This is a genomic window from Methylocapsa palsarum (assembly GCF_900114285.1).
Classification (GTDB): domain Bacteria; phylum Pseudomonadota; class Alphaproteobacteria; order Rhizobiales; family Beijerinckiaceae; genus Methylocapsa; species Methylocapsa palsarum.
Window position 1 is genome coordinate 37,293 of record NZ_FOSN01000003.1, and the last position, 12,886, is coordinate 50,178.

Annotated in this window: 12 protein-coding genes; 8 read left to right on the forward strand and 4 right to left on the reverse strand. The window is 62.7% G+C overall.

Translation table 11 applies throughout. From position 1 onward, the window contains the following. Positions 1-143 precede the first annotated feature (143 nt). Positions 144-4,274 (reverse strand): DUF4011 domain-containing protein, encoded by a 4,131-nt coding sequence (locus BM177_RS04855; protein WP_091679016.1) that lies wholly within the window; start codon positions 4,272-4,274, stop codon positions 144-146. A gap of 273 nt (positions 4,275-4,547) precedes the next feature. Between BM177_RS04855 and BM177_RS04860 the strand changes: the two genes are divergently transcribed. The 6 genes from BM177_RS04860 (at position 4,548) to tal (ending at position 9,299) form a co-directional block, all read left to right on the forward strand. Beyond that, positions 4,548-4,922 carry a PRC-barrel domain-containing protein gene (locus BM177_RS04860; protein ID WP_091679019.1) on the forward strand — a complete coding sequence of 125 codons (375 nt, stop codon included), beginning with the start codon at positions 4,548-4,550 and terminating at the stop codon, positions 4,920-4,922. 438 nt (positions 4,923-5,360) lie between these two features. Then, the gene (gene exbB, locus BM177_RS04870) at positions 5,361-6,401 is read left to right on the forward strand and encodes a tonB-system energizer ExbB (RefSeq protein ID WP_091679027.1); all 1,041 of its coding nucleotides are present in this window, start codon (positions 5,361-5,363) and stop codon (positions 6,399-6,401) included. A 4-nt stretch (positions 6,402-6,405) separates the two neighbouring features. Further along, on the forward strand, positions 6,406-6,906 hold the full coding sequence (gene exbD / locus BM177_RS04875; protein WP_091679567.1) for a TonB system transport protein ExbD: 501 nt from the start codon (positions 6,406-6,408) through the stop codon (positions 6,904-6,906). After that, the gene (locus BM177_RS04880) at positions 6,903-7,655 is read left to right on the forward strand and encodes an energy transducer TonB family protein (RefSeq protein WP_091679031.1); all 753 of its coding nucleotides are present in this window, start codon (positions 6,903-6,905) and stop codon (positions 7,653-7,655) included. Before exbD ends, BM177_RS04880 begins: the two co-directional genes overlap by 4 nt. Positions 7,656-7,982: 327 nt before the next feature. After that, a complete protein-coding gene (locus tag BM177_RS04885; RefSeq protein WP_139223513.1) occupies positions 7,983-8,222 on the forward strand; it encodes a hypothetical protein in 240 nt (79 codons plus the stop codon). A gap of 120 nt (positions 8,223-8,342) precedes the next feature. Beyond that, entirely contained in the window at positions 8,343-9,299 is a 957-nt protein-coding gene (gene tal / locus BM177_RS04890; protein WP_091679038.1) for a transaldolase, read from the forward strand. Between the two features lie 218 nt (positions 9,300-9,517). Here the strand turns inward: tal and rpmF are convergent, their stop codons facing one another. Together rpmF and mtgA are read right to left on the reverse strand one after the other, a co-directional pair. Next, positions 9,518-9,709, reverse strand: coding sequence for a 50S ribosomal protein L32 (gene rpmF, locus BM177_RS04895; protein WP_091679044.1), 192 nt, complete (start codon positions 9,707-9,709; stop codon positions 9,518-9,520). A 145-nt stretch (positions 9,710-9,854) separates the two neighbouring features. Next, on the reverse strand, positions 9,855-10,529 hold the full coding sequence (gene mtgA, locus BM177_RS04900; RefSeq protein WP_091679047.1) for a monofunctional biosynthetic peptidoglycan transglycosylase: 675 nt from the start codon (positions 10,527-10,529) through the stop codon (positions 9,855-9,857). 134 nt (positions 10,530-10,663) lie between these two features. Here mtgA and BM177_RS04905 point away from each other — a divergent pair, with 134 nt between their 5' ends. Beyond that, positions 10,664-11,596 (forward strand): polyprenyl synthetase family protein, encoded by a 933-nt coding sequence (locus BM177_RS04905; protein WP_091679051.1) that lies wholly within the window; start codon positions 10,664-10,666, stop codon positions 11,594-11,596. 34 nt (positions 11,597-11,630) lie between these two features. Next, positions 11,631-12,311, forward strand: a complete 681-nt coding sequence (locus tag BM177_RS04910; RefSeq protein WP_091679054.1) for a DUF1345 domain-containing protein — start codon at positions 11,631-11,633, stop codon at positions 12,309-12,311. 10 nt (positions 12,312-12,321) lie between these two features. On the opposite strand, the gene rsmD is transcribed toward BM177_RS04910, so the two are convergent. Then, positions 12,322-12,882: a 16S rRNA (guanine(966)-N(2))-methyltransferase RsmD gene (gene rsmD / locus BM177_RS04915; RefSeq protein ID WP_091679057.1), complete on the reverse strand. Its 561-nt coding sequence runs from the start codon at positions 12,880-12,882 to the stop codon at positions 12,322-12,324. Positions 12,883-12,886 lie beyond the last annotated feature (4 nt).

The following is a 12,886-nucleotide window of genomic DNA, read 5'->3' on the forward strand; positions in this document are numbered from 1 at the left end:
GTACTTTTGAATTATGTCGGTCCTTTGAGGCGTTAGGTTGTGGTGGCGAGGAGACCGGCCGTCTTCGTGAAGTGTTCTTTTTCATTAATGGCTTTCTGATCATTAGGGGCCGCCGAAGAATTAAGTTCTCTACGGCGGCGACGTTATGATTTGTTGATTTGCGCCGCTTTCGCCGCGTCGAGAGCGGCTTTCAGCTTTTCGAGCTGTTCGCCGCGGCGATAGAACCAGTCGGTGCTCCAGATCCGGTAGATGCGCCAGCCCATCCCTTCGAGAACCTGCTGGCGCAGGCGGTCGCGTTCGCGCGCCCAGAGCGCTGAATGATAGGTCGCGCCGTCGCACTCGACGGCGAGCATGTAACGGCCGGGGTCGGACGGATCGCGCACGGCGAGGTCGATCTTGAAGCCGGCCGAACCGACCTGCGGGTCGACCTTATATCCCATATTCTCGATCGCGGCGGCGACCGTCGCCTCGAAGGGCGAGTCGAATTCCTGCGTGGCGCTGACCGGCTGCTCCAAAATGCCGGTCTCGGCGAAATGAAGAAACCGCTTGAGAACGCGCGGACCTTCGCCCGTCGCTCGCTCGAGGTTGATGTCGCCGGAGCCGAAGGAGACGAAAACCTCGCAGCGGGTGCGGGCGCGGGTGAACAGCACATTGACGCGGCGCTCGCCGCCTTCCGTCGAGATCGGGCCGAAGGCCATGCTGTCGAGCGGCTGGCCCGCGTCGCGCGGTCCATAGCAAATCGAAATCAGAATCACCTCGCGCTCGTCGCCTTGAACGTTCTCGAGATTTTTGACGAACGCCTCCTCGCGGCCGCCGTCGCGCAGGAAGGCGTCGAGGACAGGATCGCCGCGCCGTCTCGCCTCGATGCGGTCGGCGATCAGATTGCGCTGAACCGTGGAGAACGTGATGATTCCCAGCGATTGCCGCGGACGGGTGCGGGCATGTTCGGCGGCCGCGTCGGCGATCGCCTCCGCTTCGATGACGTTCGTGCGCAGACCGCCGCGATCGTAGGCTCCGGCCACGCGGCGCGCGACGAGGCCTTCCGTCTTGCTCCGCGGGGCGGGAGCGGGCGGCATGATCAGGCGATGATAGAATTCGGCGTTCGAGACTTCGATGAGGGAGGGGTGCCTTGATCGGTAGTGCCATCGAAGCATCCGGGTTTCGAGACCCCTTGCCTCGCACAGGGTCAGAATGCTTTCGAGATCGGCGGCGGGAGCGACTCCGGACGCGCGGCTGGCCTTGGGTTCGTCGTCTTCCGCCGGCTCGACGTCATCGTCGACGAGGCGGTCGAAGAATCGCGTCGGCGGAAGCTGTTTGGCGTCTCCCACGACGACGATCTGGCGGCTGCGCGCGATCAGGCCGAGGGCGTCGACCGGACGCATCTGGCTGGCTTCGTCGATCACCAGCAGATCGAACTCAACGGATCCCGGCGGCAGGAACTCCGCGACCGAAAGCGGACTCATGAGAAAGACGGGTTTGATTTTCTGAATGACGTCGCCCGCCGACCGCATCAGTTTTCGCAACGGCATGTGATTGCGCTTGCGGCCGATTTCATCGCGGATCACGCCCATCGCGCCGACGGCGCCGCGCGGGATCGCGGCCTGATGTTTGGCCTTGATGTTTCGCATGGTGTGATCGCGCCGGAGATTTTCGAGCGCGGCGAAACGGTCGATCAGCGCGCGATGCTGAGCGCCCTCGAACGCGCCGAGATCGGGGTCCGCCTCGACCGCCCGCTTCCAGCAGGCTTCGGCGAATGCGGTTTCGATTTGCCTGGAGGCGAGGGCGGGATCAAGCCGCTCGCATCCGAGGGCGTCGGCGATCGCCGCCGGTCCCGCCGCGCGCAACTGGCCGTCGGCGTTGGCCAGCCGGACCCATCCCGCGAAACGGTCCGGATGGGCCGCCCAGAGAGCGGCGCGGCGAGCGAGAGCGCCGAGGTCGACTTTTTCGATGCAATTCGTGTGGAAGACCAGGCCGACGTCGAGGTCGAGGGCGTGTATCGCGTCGTTAAGGGCGTCGAGCAATCCGCTTAATTCGGAGGCGAGATCTTCCGCAACGGTTTCGGCCCCCCCGATCCGCGCGAGCAGAGTGATGCGTTCGAAGCTCACTTTGGGCTCCGTGGCTCGAAGCGCTTCGATCGTTCGCGCGACCGCATGGATCAGCACGAAGTCGGTGCGTTTTCCCCGCCAGGCATCGCCGAGGACGTCCGCGAGGAGCCTTGCCTCGGCGACGAGTTCGGTGGAAAGCGCCTGACCCTTGATAAGGGCTTCGACGAGGACCATTCGGGCCGCAGGCGAGCGCGGCAAGGGAACGGCGAGGAGGCTCGCCAGCGTCCGCGCCGCTTCTCGGTAGCCGCGGCCGAGCCGCGTCAGCGGCCATTCGGCGCCTCTGGCGATCGGACCGCGCAGATGCTCGACGGGCGTCGTCCACGCGGCCGGGTGAAAGATGCGATGGTAAGGCGCCTTATGCTTGCGCCACCTGACCCCGGCGGCGGCGGCCTTTGCGATACGGCGCAGCGACGGCGCCGTCGCGATCGCGGCCGCAATTGTCTCCCCGCCCTGGGGCAATCGGCCGATCAGTTCGAAAATTCTGATCAGGGTCTCGAGCGCGGCCACGGTCGGCGCCTGTTCGTAGCCAAGGCAGCCCGCCATCTTGACGGCGGCGTTCGCGGCCGCCTCGGCCGTCGCGGCCAGCGCCTTGAGCTTTGGAACCAGCCGGTTGAAATCGTTTGGCTGCAGTTTGACGTTCCGAACGCCGAAATAGACGTGATCCTCAAGAGGACCCGCGCTGGAGGTCACATCGGCGAGACGCAGGGTCAGCGCGCGCCTCTCTTCGTAAGCGGGTTCGTCCCAGCCGAGGGCTTCCTCGACGATCCGAATGTCCGGCGACACGCCCTCGCCGGCGCTGGCGATCTGGATCGCCAGCGATTGATAAGGCGTCATGCCCGTGTCGCCGATGGGAGAATGGAGACGCTCGGCGACGTGGTTCAGGCGATCGCGCGCAATGGTCAGCTGCTCCGCCGCGTCGTCGTCCGCGGGCGGGTGCGTCAGCGTTTGCAGCGTCCGGTTCAGCCGGTCGGCGACCAGGCGTTTGTTCAGGGTGCGGCTATGAAGCTCCAGGCAGATGTCTTCGAGGCCGGCTTTAGCGAGCCGGTCGTGAACGACATTGAGCGCGGCCATTTTTTCCGCGACGAAGAGCACGGATTTGCCCGAGTGAACGGCGCCGGCGATGATATTGGTGATGGTTTGCGACTTGCCTGTTCCGGGCGGCCCCTGAACGACAAGGTTGCGGCCTGCGCGGACGGTCTCGACGATGCAGGTTTGCGAGGAGTCGGCTTCGACGACGTGAATGATGTCCCTGGGCTTGAGGATCTCGTCAAGTCTGGCGGTTTCGGGCAATGCGGGCGGATCGCACGGAAATCCCTCGCACAGAACGCCGCGCAGGAGCGGATGCTCGATCAGCGTATTCCCCGGCCAGTTGGCGGGATCGAGATCCCGCATCATCATCATCATTTTCGAAAATGAATAAAAGCCGAGTTCGAGTCCGTCGAAATCGACGGACCATCTGCGCTTCAGGGCCACCGCATTGACGATGTCGGCGAAGTAATCGCGCGGAAGCCAATCCTCGCCCTCCGGCAGTCCCGGAAGCATCACGCCGAAATTGCTCCGCAAGCGCTCCTGAATGGCTCTGTTGGTCGTGATTTCGTCGTCGCGGAACTTCAGTTCGAACGTTTCGCGTTTTGCGTCACGCAGGAGATTGACCGGAACAAGGACAAGCGGCGCATGCCGCGCCACGTCCGAATTTTCATCCTCGAACCAGCGCAGGAAGCCGATCGCCAGAAACAGAATGTTGACGCCGCGCTCTTCCTCGGCGGTGATGGCGTCGTGGTGAATGGCCCGCAGGCAATTTTGCAGACTGTCCTGCGACAGCGCCGTCTGCAACACGGCGCCGTTCGAGAACATCGCTCTTTGAGCCGGCGCTCGCGCCGCTTTCAATTTGACGATGGGTTGTTCGGCTTCGCTTTTCTTTTCGGCCGACGCGAAGCGGAGCGGCTTCATGTCCCGAACGAGGGTCGCGAATATTGCGTCAGACGAGGCCGCGGCGATCGACAAGGATCTTGTCCGCCGGGCGCCGCGCGGCGTATGGATCAGCCGGTTTCTGGTGCCGGTTTCGATGAGTTTATGGCGGGCTTCGGCGAGCGACTTTTCAAGATGACCCTCGGCTGCTTCGGATTGGTTGGTTTTGCGGGCCGCCTTAATCGATGTGATTTGCCCCATTTGAATTCCTGTTTCGCCGTAATGTCGTCGTAATCCCTCTTTCAAAATGACATATTTCGTAAAATGACGATCAACAAATGTGTTATAAACATACGCAATAGTTAATTTGTATTCGACAGTAATTCGCTCGCCCCGCCGCGAGCGCAAACCGAACGCCGTTGGGCTTTGCGCGCAGGAGCGAGCCGGAACGCCTGCCGGAAAATAAGTTGTTATCCTGGCGCGTTGGATTTAGGCATTTGTGCCCGGCCTGTCCGGGTCTTGGAGTGACATGAAATGGAAAAGACCTCCCTTCCGGAAGATCAAAATGCCGCCGAACCAGTCACTGTGGGAAAAATCGAAGGGGCCGACGTCTACAGCCTGGATGGAGAGCCGATCGGCGCGATCGAAAGCCTCATGATCGACAAGCGCAGCGGAAAAATCGCCTACGCGGTCATGAGTTTCGGCGGCTTTTTCGGGATTGGCGAAGAGTTTTTCCCGATCCCCTGGGAAAAACTCCACTATGATTCAGACCACGACGCCTTCAAGATAGACATCAACAAGGACGACCTCCAGAACGCGCCCAAATATCGCGATGAAGCCGCCTATGATTGGTCGCGCGCCGAAGGCCGGAAGATCCATGAACATTATGGTCTGCCATTTCTGCTCTAGCGGGCTTTCCAGTCGGATGGACTCATCCGGTCGATAACACACCGCTCCCAAGTCAAAGCTTGAGCATAGTCTGATCGATCCGGTCGGAATGTTTTCTAGCGCGGATGGAGACTCCTGGGGCGGGAGCGCCGCCGGCCTGTAACCGGGCCGCGGGATCCTGGACCAGCGCCGCGGGATATAAATTCACGCGGGCGCAAAAAATCCTGTCGGATTCCGCAAGGGTGGAACGTCTAACTTTTAATGGAGCCCGCAACGCGAGTCGGGTCAAGCTCGCGCGCCGTTTCGATCTTTCCAAAGATCAAGCTGCGGTTGCGTTGATGAAGTTGCGTTGACCGGTCCCTGTGCTTACGCTTGCGGCGGTTTCATAGTTCCGGGACGGGGATAGGGACGCGGTTCAGCAGGATCGAATGAATTGGCCGACGCCAAGGAGAAATGCGTATGAAGAGTTCGGCGCGGGATTTGACAGGTAGGCCGCCTCACCTGGTGCGGCTTGCGGTCCTGGTTTTGACCCTTGCGCTCGGAGCGTCCCCGGCGTTCGCCGAAATCGCCGCCAAAGCCTCCGGCGATACGGCGCGCCCGGCCATGGCTCAAGCTGCGACTCCGAGCCCGGTCGCTGCGATGGACGGCGAGTCGGCGCCGAATCCGGCGGTTGGATCGCCCGCTCAAGCCACGGAGTCCGCGGCGTCCCCGTCGGCTCCATCGCCCGATCAGCCGCGCCATCAGGCGCTGGAGCCGCCGACCGGGAATTTCCTCCCCGCGGCGCTGCCGCAGGATCTTTCGCCTTGGGGAATGTTCCGCAACGCCGTGATGACGGTCAAGGTCGTCATGGTGGGGCTGGCTCTGGCGTCGCTTGTGACCTGGACGGTCTGGCTGGCGAAGAGCGTCGAGCTTTATTCGGCCAGCAAGGCCGCCGCGCGGGATCTTGAAATCCTGTCGAACGCGGAGACCTTGCGCGCGGCGCAAAAGGAGTTCGGCGCATCGGTTTCTCCTGTCGCGCGCCTCGTCTCGGCTGCGGCCGGCGAAGCGGAGAGGTCCGACCGGCTGCACCCCGAAGGGGTGAAGGACCGGGCGGCCGCCCTGCTGTCGCGGATCGAGGCCCAGGCCGGCCGGACAATGACCAAGGGAACCGGCGTTCTTGCGACGATCGGCTCGACCGCGCCCTTTGTTGGTCTGTTCGGGACGGTCTGGGGCATCATGGACAGTTTCATCGGCATCGCGAAGAGCCACACGACCAATCTGGCAGTCGTCGCGCCCGGGATCGCCGAAGCCCTGCTGGCGACCGCGATGGGCCTCGTCGCGGCGATTCCCGCCGTCGTGATCTACAATGTGTTCGCGCGCTCCATCGCCTCGTATCGCGCGCAGCTTGGCGACGCCTCGGCGGAAGTGCTGCGTCATCTGTCCCGCGATCTTGACCGCGATCTCGCGGATATCAAGACCGGCGATGGCCGCCTCATCCCGCTGCGCCAATCGGCGGAGTGAGGCCATGGCGGTCCGGCTATCCTCTGGCGAGGACGATCTCGAGATCAATCACGAAATCAACGTGACGCCGTTCATCGACGTCATTCTGGTTTTGCTGATCATTTTCATGGTCGCCGCGCCCCTTTCGACCGTCGACGTCAATGTCGATCTTCCGGCCTCGACGGCGCAGCCTGCGCAGCGGCCGGACAAGCCCCTGTTCCTGACCGTCAAATCCGATCTCTCGCTGACGCTCGGCGAAGATCCGGTCCGGCGCGAGGCGCTCGCCGCCGCCCTCGACGCGGCGACGCAGGCTGACAAGGACCAGCGCGTCTTCGTTCGCGCCGACAAGGCCGTCACCTATGGCGACGTCATGGAAACGATGAATCTGCTCCGGGCGGCGGGATATTTGAAGATTGGGCTGGTCGGACTGGAGCTTGGCCAGGACGGCGGCGCGCCGGCCGGCGACAAAAACAAACAGCCGGCTCAGGCCGCGCCCGGTCCGGCGGAGCAAGGCTCCCCGAGATGACGATGCTGACGGAATCGTTCTTCGAACCGGGCGATGATCGATCCACGCGGCGCTGGATTTTCGCGGGCGCTCTCGTTCTTGCCGTTCACGCGGGATTTCTTAGCTGGCTGGTCTGGAGATCGCAAACGGGAGCCGAAGGGGCGCCGCCCGAAGCGATCATGCTTGAACTTGATCCGGTGGCGGCGTCGCCGCCTTCTGAAACCCAGGTCGAGGCTCCGCCGGGGCCGCTGATGACGGAATCGCAGCCCGAAGTCGTCGAAGAACCGGAGCATTTGGACATTCCCGACCTGCCGCCGGTTCCGAAGGCCGCCGCGGTCCTGACGCCGGCGCCAAAGGTGAAACCGGTCAAAAAGCCGATAAAAATTCCGGAGCGCCACGTGGTGACGCCGACCCATGAGAAACCGGCCCCCCGAACCACGGCTCCGGCGCATGCCGCCGCTTCGTCCCGCGCCGCCGCGGCGGGGCGGAAAGGCTCGGCTGGATCTTCCGTCTCGCCATCCGCCTGGATGAGCGAGGTCCACGCCCGTATCCAGGCGCATCACAGCTGCGCGGCGGGCGCGAGAGGAACCGCCAAGGTCGCCTTCTCCATCGATCGGGGAGGGCATATTCTCGGGGTCAGTCTGATCGCCAGCTCGGGTTCGGCGGCGCTGGATCAGGCGGCGGTCTCGACGGTCCGCCGCTCGAACCCGCTGCCGGCGCCGCCGCCACAAGTCGGCGGCTCCATTTCAATTCCCGTCAGCTGCCATTAGAGCGCTTTCCGATCGCATGAGGTCATGCGATCGATCAGAAATCGCCCCAGAGTCAAAAGCTTGAGCATAGTCTTCTCGATTGAATTGATTCAATCCAATCGGAATTTGCTCTAAGTCTCGAGCGCTGGCTGCGAAAGCCGCTTCTGCAACCTGCGGACCCGTGCCGTTTCAACCGCGAGACCGGCCGGCTGCGCCTTGCGCGCCGCCTGCCGAACCGAAGCCGGCACATTCATTAAATTTTTCAGCCTTTGACGAGGAGAATAGCAAATCCTCGCCCGCACAGTTTGTTGACCGGCCATGTGGCGGCAACCAAACTCGGGAGGCGTCATGTCAGACGCAATGATCGCGTTCACGGATAAATTGGGCGTCGCGAGCGCTCTGGGCGGTATTTGTGCGGCAGGGGCGGTCTTCGCCTGTCTTGCTCTCGCCGCGAGCGCCCTTGTCGCTTTTTCGCGCGCGGAGCCGATTTCGGCCGAGCGGCTGTTTTTTGATGACGACCTCGAAGCTTTCGGCGACGAGCCTTTGGCGCTGGGGCCGCCGGTCCGGGCGACGGCCAGATCGAGGTGAGGCCGGCTCAACCGGATACGGTCTTGAACGTTTCACGATCGTAGGTATGTATCTCGATACAGAGCTCATGCGCCTGACAGATGCGCTAAGGGGCCGGGATCGGATCGCGGGTGGATCGCCATGGCTAGCAAACTTGAACAACTCAAAACGATGACCACGGTTGTCGCGGACACGGGAGATATGGAGTCGATCCGTATCTTCGAGCCGGTGGACGCCACGACCAATCCAACGCTGATCCTCAAAGCCGCGCAGATGCCGGGCTATGCCAAGCTGCTTGAAGAGGCGGTCGTCTGGGGCCGGAGTCACAACCGCGTCACGAGCGAGGTCGCCGATCGCCTGACCGTGAACTTCGGCGCGGAATTGACGAAAATCGTCCCCGGCCGCGTTTCGACCGAAGTGGACGCCGATCTGTCGTTCGACACGGACGGGACAGTCGCCAGGGCGCGCGAGATCATTGAGGACTATGCAAGGCTCGGCGTCGGCCGGGAGCGCATCCTGATCAAGATCGCCGCGACGTGGGAGGGCGTCCGCGCCGCCCAGCGCCTTCAGTCGGAAGGCGTCGATTGCAATATGACCCTGGTGTTTTCGCTTGCGCAGGCTGCGGCTTGCGCCGACGCCGGGGCGTTTCTGATTTCCCCGTTTGTCGGACGCATCCTCGATTGGCACGTCAAGAACGAGGGCAAGACCTATACGCCCGAGACCGATCCCGGCGTGATCTCGGTCCGCCAGATTTACGAATATTATAAATCCTACGACATCAAGACGATAATCATGGGCGCGTCGTTCCGCAACACGGGCGAGATCGAGGCGCTGGCGGGATGCGATCGGCTGACGATATCGCCGCAACTTTTGGAGGAACTCGCCAGGGACGAGGGCGAACTTCGGCGCCGGCTTGACCCGAAATCCGCCGCTATGCGCCCGCCGGCGAAGCTTTCGCTGGACGAAAAGACCTTCCGGCTGCTGCTGAACGATGACGCGATGGCGACTGAAAAGCTCGCAGAGGGCATCCGGGTCTTCGCGAGGGACGCCCGCGCGCTGCGCGAACTGGTGTCGAAGAGACTGCAGGCCGCCGCGTGAACGCGGCGGTGAACTGATCCTCGCGCCTTTCGCAATTGCTGGAAGCGCGATTGCTGGAATCAGCCGAATTCAGGCTTCCTCTTGGACTTTAGGAGCCTTTAGAGCGCTTTCCGATCGCATGAAGTCATGCGATAGATCAGAAATCGCTCCAGAGTCAAAGGCTTGAGCATAGTCTTGTCGATTGGATTGATTCAATCCGATCGGAATATGCTCTCGTTTCAGGCTTCGTCTTTGGGCTTCTGGGTGAAGACCTGACGGCCGCGATACATGCCGGTCTTCAGATCGACATGGTGGGGGCGGCGCAATTCGCCGGAATCCTTGTCCTCGATATAGGTCGGCGCCTTGATCGCGTCCGCCGAGCGGCGGAATCCACGCTTCATGGGGGAGGTTTTGCGTTTCGGAACAGCCATTTATCTTCTCGATCAGGGTTTTGCGCAGCCGGAGCCTGGCGCGAATTCAAACTCGAACGGGCCTGATACAGGAGAATGCCAGTCCTGGCTATAGGGAAATGAAAGCGGCGGGACGCCGAGATCGTTTGACGTCCAAATTCCGCAGCTATTTAACGCAGGCTCCCGCAAATTCCGCCGCGCGCAGCCGCGCGACGAGGCGCTGGACGAGAGCGGCGTGGCCTCGGCCCGGATGCGCCGGATTTCGCTTCAGCGGGTTAGGAAGCGCGGTCGCGAGCAGCGCCGCTTCCCATGCGTCGAGGTTGGCGGCGCTTTTGTGAAAATAAAGCCGAGCCGCCGCTTCGGCGCCGAATACTCCCTCGCCCCATTCCGCGATGTTGAGATAGACCTCCAGCACGCGCCGCTTCGGCCATGCCAGATCGAGAACAAGAGCAAGAGGGATCTCCAGCCCCTTGCGGATGAACGACCTGGATGGCCAAAGAAACAGATTCTTCACCGTCTGCATCGTGATCGTCGAGGCCCCGCGCGAGGGACCGTCCGCGTCGGCTTCGTCCACCACTTCGCGGAGTGCGCCCCAATCCACGCCATTGTTCCGGCAAAATCCCGCATCTTCCGAAATGATCACGGCGGCCCGCAACGCGGCGGAGATCTGGCCAAGCGGGACATAATCGCGGGTGACGGGCTCGCCCTGCGCAAAGCGGGCGATCATCAGCGTGGAAACGGGTTCGACGAAGCGGTAGGCGATGATCAACGCCGCCAACGCCGCCGCCAGGAACAAGGCCGTGTATTTGAGAAAGCCCAGGAATTTGACCAACAAACTCATCCGGCGCGTTCAAGCTGAGGGACGCCGAGCCTTGACCGATCCCATCCGATCGGGCAAGCCGGGCCTCAACTTTAATTCCGGGTTTTTTCCGGTTTGGTCGTGACAAAGGCCAACTTGATCGAGGGCGACGAACGATGGGGGACGGGGTGACGTCGGCGGAATTCGAAGCCAGATTGAAGGCCGCCGCCGATGCGACAGAGACCATGCTGGACGGGCTTCTTCACCGCGCGCCTCTGCCGGGGGAAACGGCGCGGCCGCCGCGTTTTCTCGAAGCGGTCCGCTATTCGTCGCTTGGGGGCGGCAAGCGCCTCCGGCCGTTTCTGCTGATCGAGACCGCGCGCCTGTTCGGAATCGAGGGCGACGGCGTCGCTCGCGCGGCCGCCGCCGTCGAAATGATCCATTGCTATTCGCTGGTTCACGACGATCTGCCCGCCCTCGACAACGACGATCTGCGCCGCGGCCGGCCGACGACGCATCGGGCCTATGACGAAGCCACGGCGATCCTCGTCGGCGACGCTCTCCTGACCTACGCCTTCGATGTGACGTCGGACCCTGCGACCGATCCCGACCCCGCGGTGCGGATCGAACTCGTTCAAGCTCTCGCGCGGGCGGCGGGCCTTGGCGGCATGATCGGCGGCCAGGTTCTGGATCTCGAAGCCGAAACAGCCAGCGAGCCTCATAAGGCCGAGTTCGTGATTCAGCTCCAGGCCATGAAGACCGGCGCCCTGTTGAGCTATTCCGTCAACGCCGGCGCGATTCTCGGCCGGGCGGACGGCCCGGCGCGAGCGGCCCTCGCCAAATACGGTCAGGCGCTTGGCGCGGCCTTTCAGGTCGCCGACGATATTCTCGACGTGGAGGCGGACGAAGCAGCGCTCGGCAAGCGCGCGGGAAAGGACGCCGATCGCAACAAAGCCACTCTTGTCGCGGCTCTCGGCCTTGAGGGGGCTCGCGAAAGACGAGACAGGCTCGCCGCCGCGGCGATCGCGGCGCTGGATTTGGCGCCCAACCGCGAGGCGGCCGAAATCCTGAAAGAGGCCGCGCGTTTCGTTGCGATCCGCAAGAGCTGAGAGCCGCCCGATCGGGCGATCAGGAGTTCAGGTCATGGCGCTTGTCGATCGAATCTTTCCGGTGATGCGCGCCCATCCGAGATTGTTCCTTGGTATCGGCGTCGGGATCGCGGTTTACGTCCTGATTCCGCATTCGCTGAAATTGACGACGCGGCTGCTGCTGGGCTGGAACGCCGGCACATGGTTTTATTTTCTCACGACGGGATGGCTGATCGTCCGCGCCACTCCGGAATCAATCAGGTGGCACGCCAAGTCCAGCGACGAAGGCCGTTTTTTCATCCTTATTCTCGCCAGCGTGGCCGCAATTGCGTCGATCGGGGCGATCATCGCGCAACTCGCCATCGTCAAGGATTTGTCCGGCGTATCGAAAGCCCTCCATATCGGACTCGCCGCGGCGACGATCGTCAGCGCCTGGTTCTTCATTCATCTGACCTACGCGCTCCATTACGCACACGAATATTTCGATGAATATTTCGAACGTCCGGATCGCCCTCCATCCGATCGCGGCGGATTGAAATTTCCCGGTGGGGACGATCCCGACTATTTCGATTTCCTCTATTTCTCCTATGTCATCGGCGTCGCCTCGCAGACCGCCGACGTAGAGCTGTGTTCGCGCGAAATGCGGCGCGTCGCGCTCGGCCATTGCGTGCTGGCGTTCTTTTTCAACAGCGCGGTTCTGGCGTTGACCATCAACATCGCCGCCGGGCTGATCTGAGAGTCCCGTGCTACCCGCTAAGATGACGCGCAAAGACGACCCGCGTCAGGCCATAGCGCCGCTCTTCGATAAGACTGAACCCTTCAGGCAGATCGGCCGCGGCCTTGTCCGATTCCTCGACGATGACCAGCGCGTTTTTTTCGAGCCACCCGCCGTCGCGCAGCGCCATGAGCGCCGGCGGAGCGAAGCCCTTGCCGTAAGGCGGATCCAGAAACGCGAGGCCGAAGCGGCCTCCGGCAGGGGCCTCGCCGAGTTTGCGGGCGTCCCGCCGAAGGATCTGCGCCGACCCGGATAATCCTAAAGCTTCGGCATTCGCCCTGATGAGCGCGTTGGCCGCGGCGCTCTGATCAACCATCAGCGCGAAACTGGCCCCCCGGGACAGGGCTTCGAACCCGACCGCGCCCGTCCCCGCAAAAAGATCGATCACCCGCGCGTCCGTGAAAGGTTCGTCGTAGGCGTGAACAAGAATATTGAAGATCGTCTCACGCAGGCGATCCGAAGTCGGCCGGATCGCGTCCGTCGCCGGACATTTCAAGACGCGGCCCTTCAGCCTGCCTCCAATGATCCGCATCGCG

Bases quoted from the DNA above. Each gene is read 5' to 3' on its own strand.
- BM177_RS04855 (WP_091679016.1), bottom strand. From the start codon at position 4,274: ATGGGGCAAATCACATCGATTAAGGCGGCCCGCAAAACCAACCAATCC.
- BM177_RS04910 (WP_091679054.1), top strand. From the start codon at position 11,631: ATGGCGCTTGTCGATCGAATCTTTCCGGTGATGCGCGCCCATCCGAGA.
- rsmD (WP_091679057.1), bottom strand. From the start codon at position 12,882: ATGCGGATCATTGGAGGCAGGCTGAAGGGCCGCGTCTTGAAATGTCCG.
- BM177_RS04905 (WP_091679051.1), top strand. From the start codon at position 10,664: ATGGGGGACGGGGTGACGTCGGCGGAATTCGAAGCCAGATTGAAGGCC.
- mtgA (WP_091679047.1), bottom strand. From the start codon at position 10,529: ATGAGTTTGTTGGTCAAATTCCTGGGCTTTCTCAAATACACGGCCTTG.
- exbD (WP_091679567.1), top strand. From the start codon at position 6,406: ATGGCGGTCCGGCTATCCTCTGGCGAGGACGATCTCGAGATCAATCAC.
- tal (WP_091679038.1), top strand. From the start codon at position 8,343: ATGGCTAGCAAACTTGAACAACTCAAAACGATGACCACGGTTGTCGCG.
- rpmF (WP_091679044.1), bottom strand. From the start codon at position 9,709: ATGGCTGTTCCGAAACGCAAAACCTCCCCCATGAAGCGTGGATTCCGC.
- exbB (WP_091679027.1), top strand. From the start codon at position 5,361: ATGAAGAGTTCGGCGCGGGATTTGACAGGTAGGCCGCCTCACCTGGTG.
- BM177_RS04885 (WP_139223513.1), top strand. From the start codon at position 7,983: ATGTCAGACGCAATGATCGCGTTCACGGATAAATTGGGCGTCGCGAGC.
- BM177_RS04880 (WP_091679031.1), top strand. From the start codon at position 6,903: ATGACGATGCTGACGGAATCGTTCTTCGAACCGGGCGATGATCGATCC.
- BM177_RS04860 (WP_091679019.1), top strand. From the start codon at position 4,548: ATGGAAAAGACCTCCCTTCCGGAAGATCAAAATGCCGCCGAACCAGTC.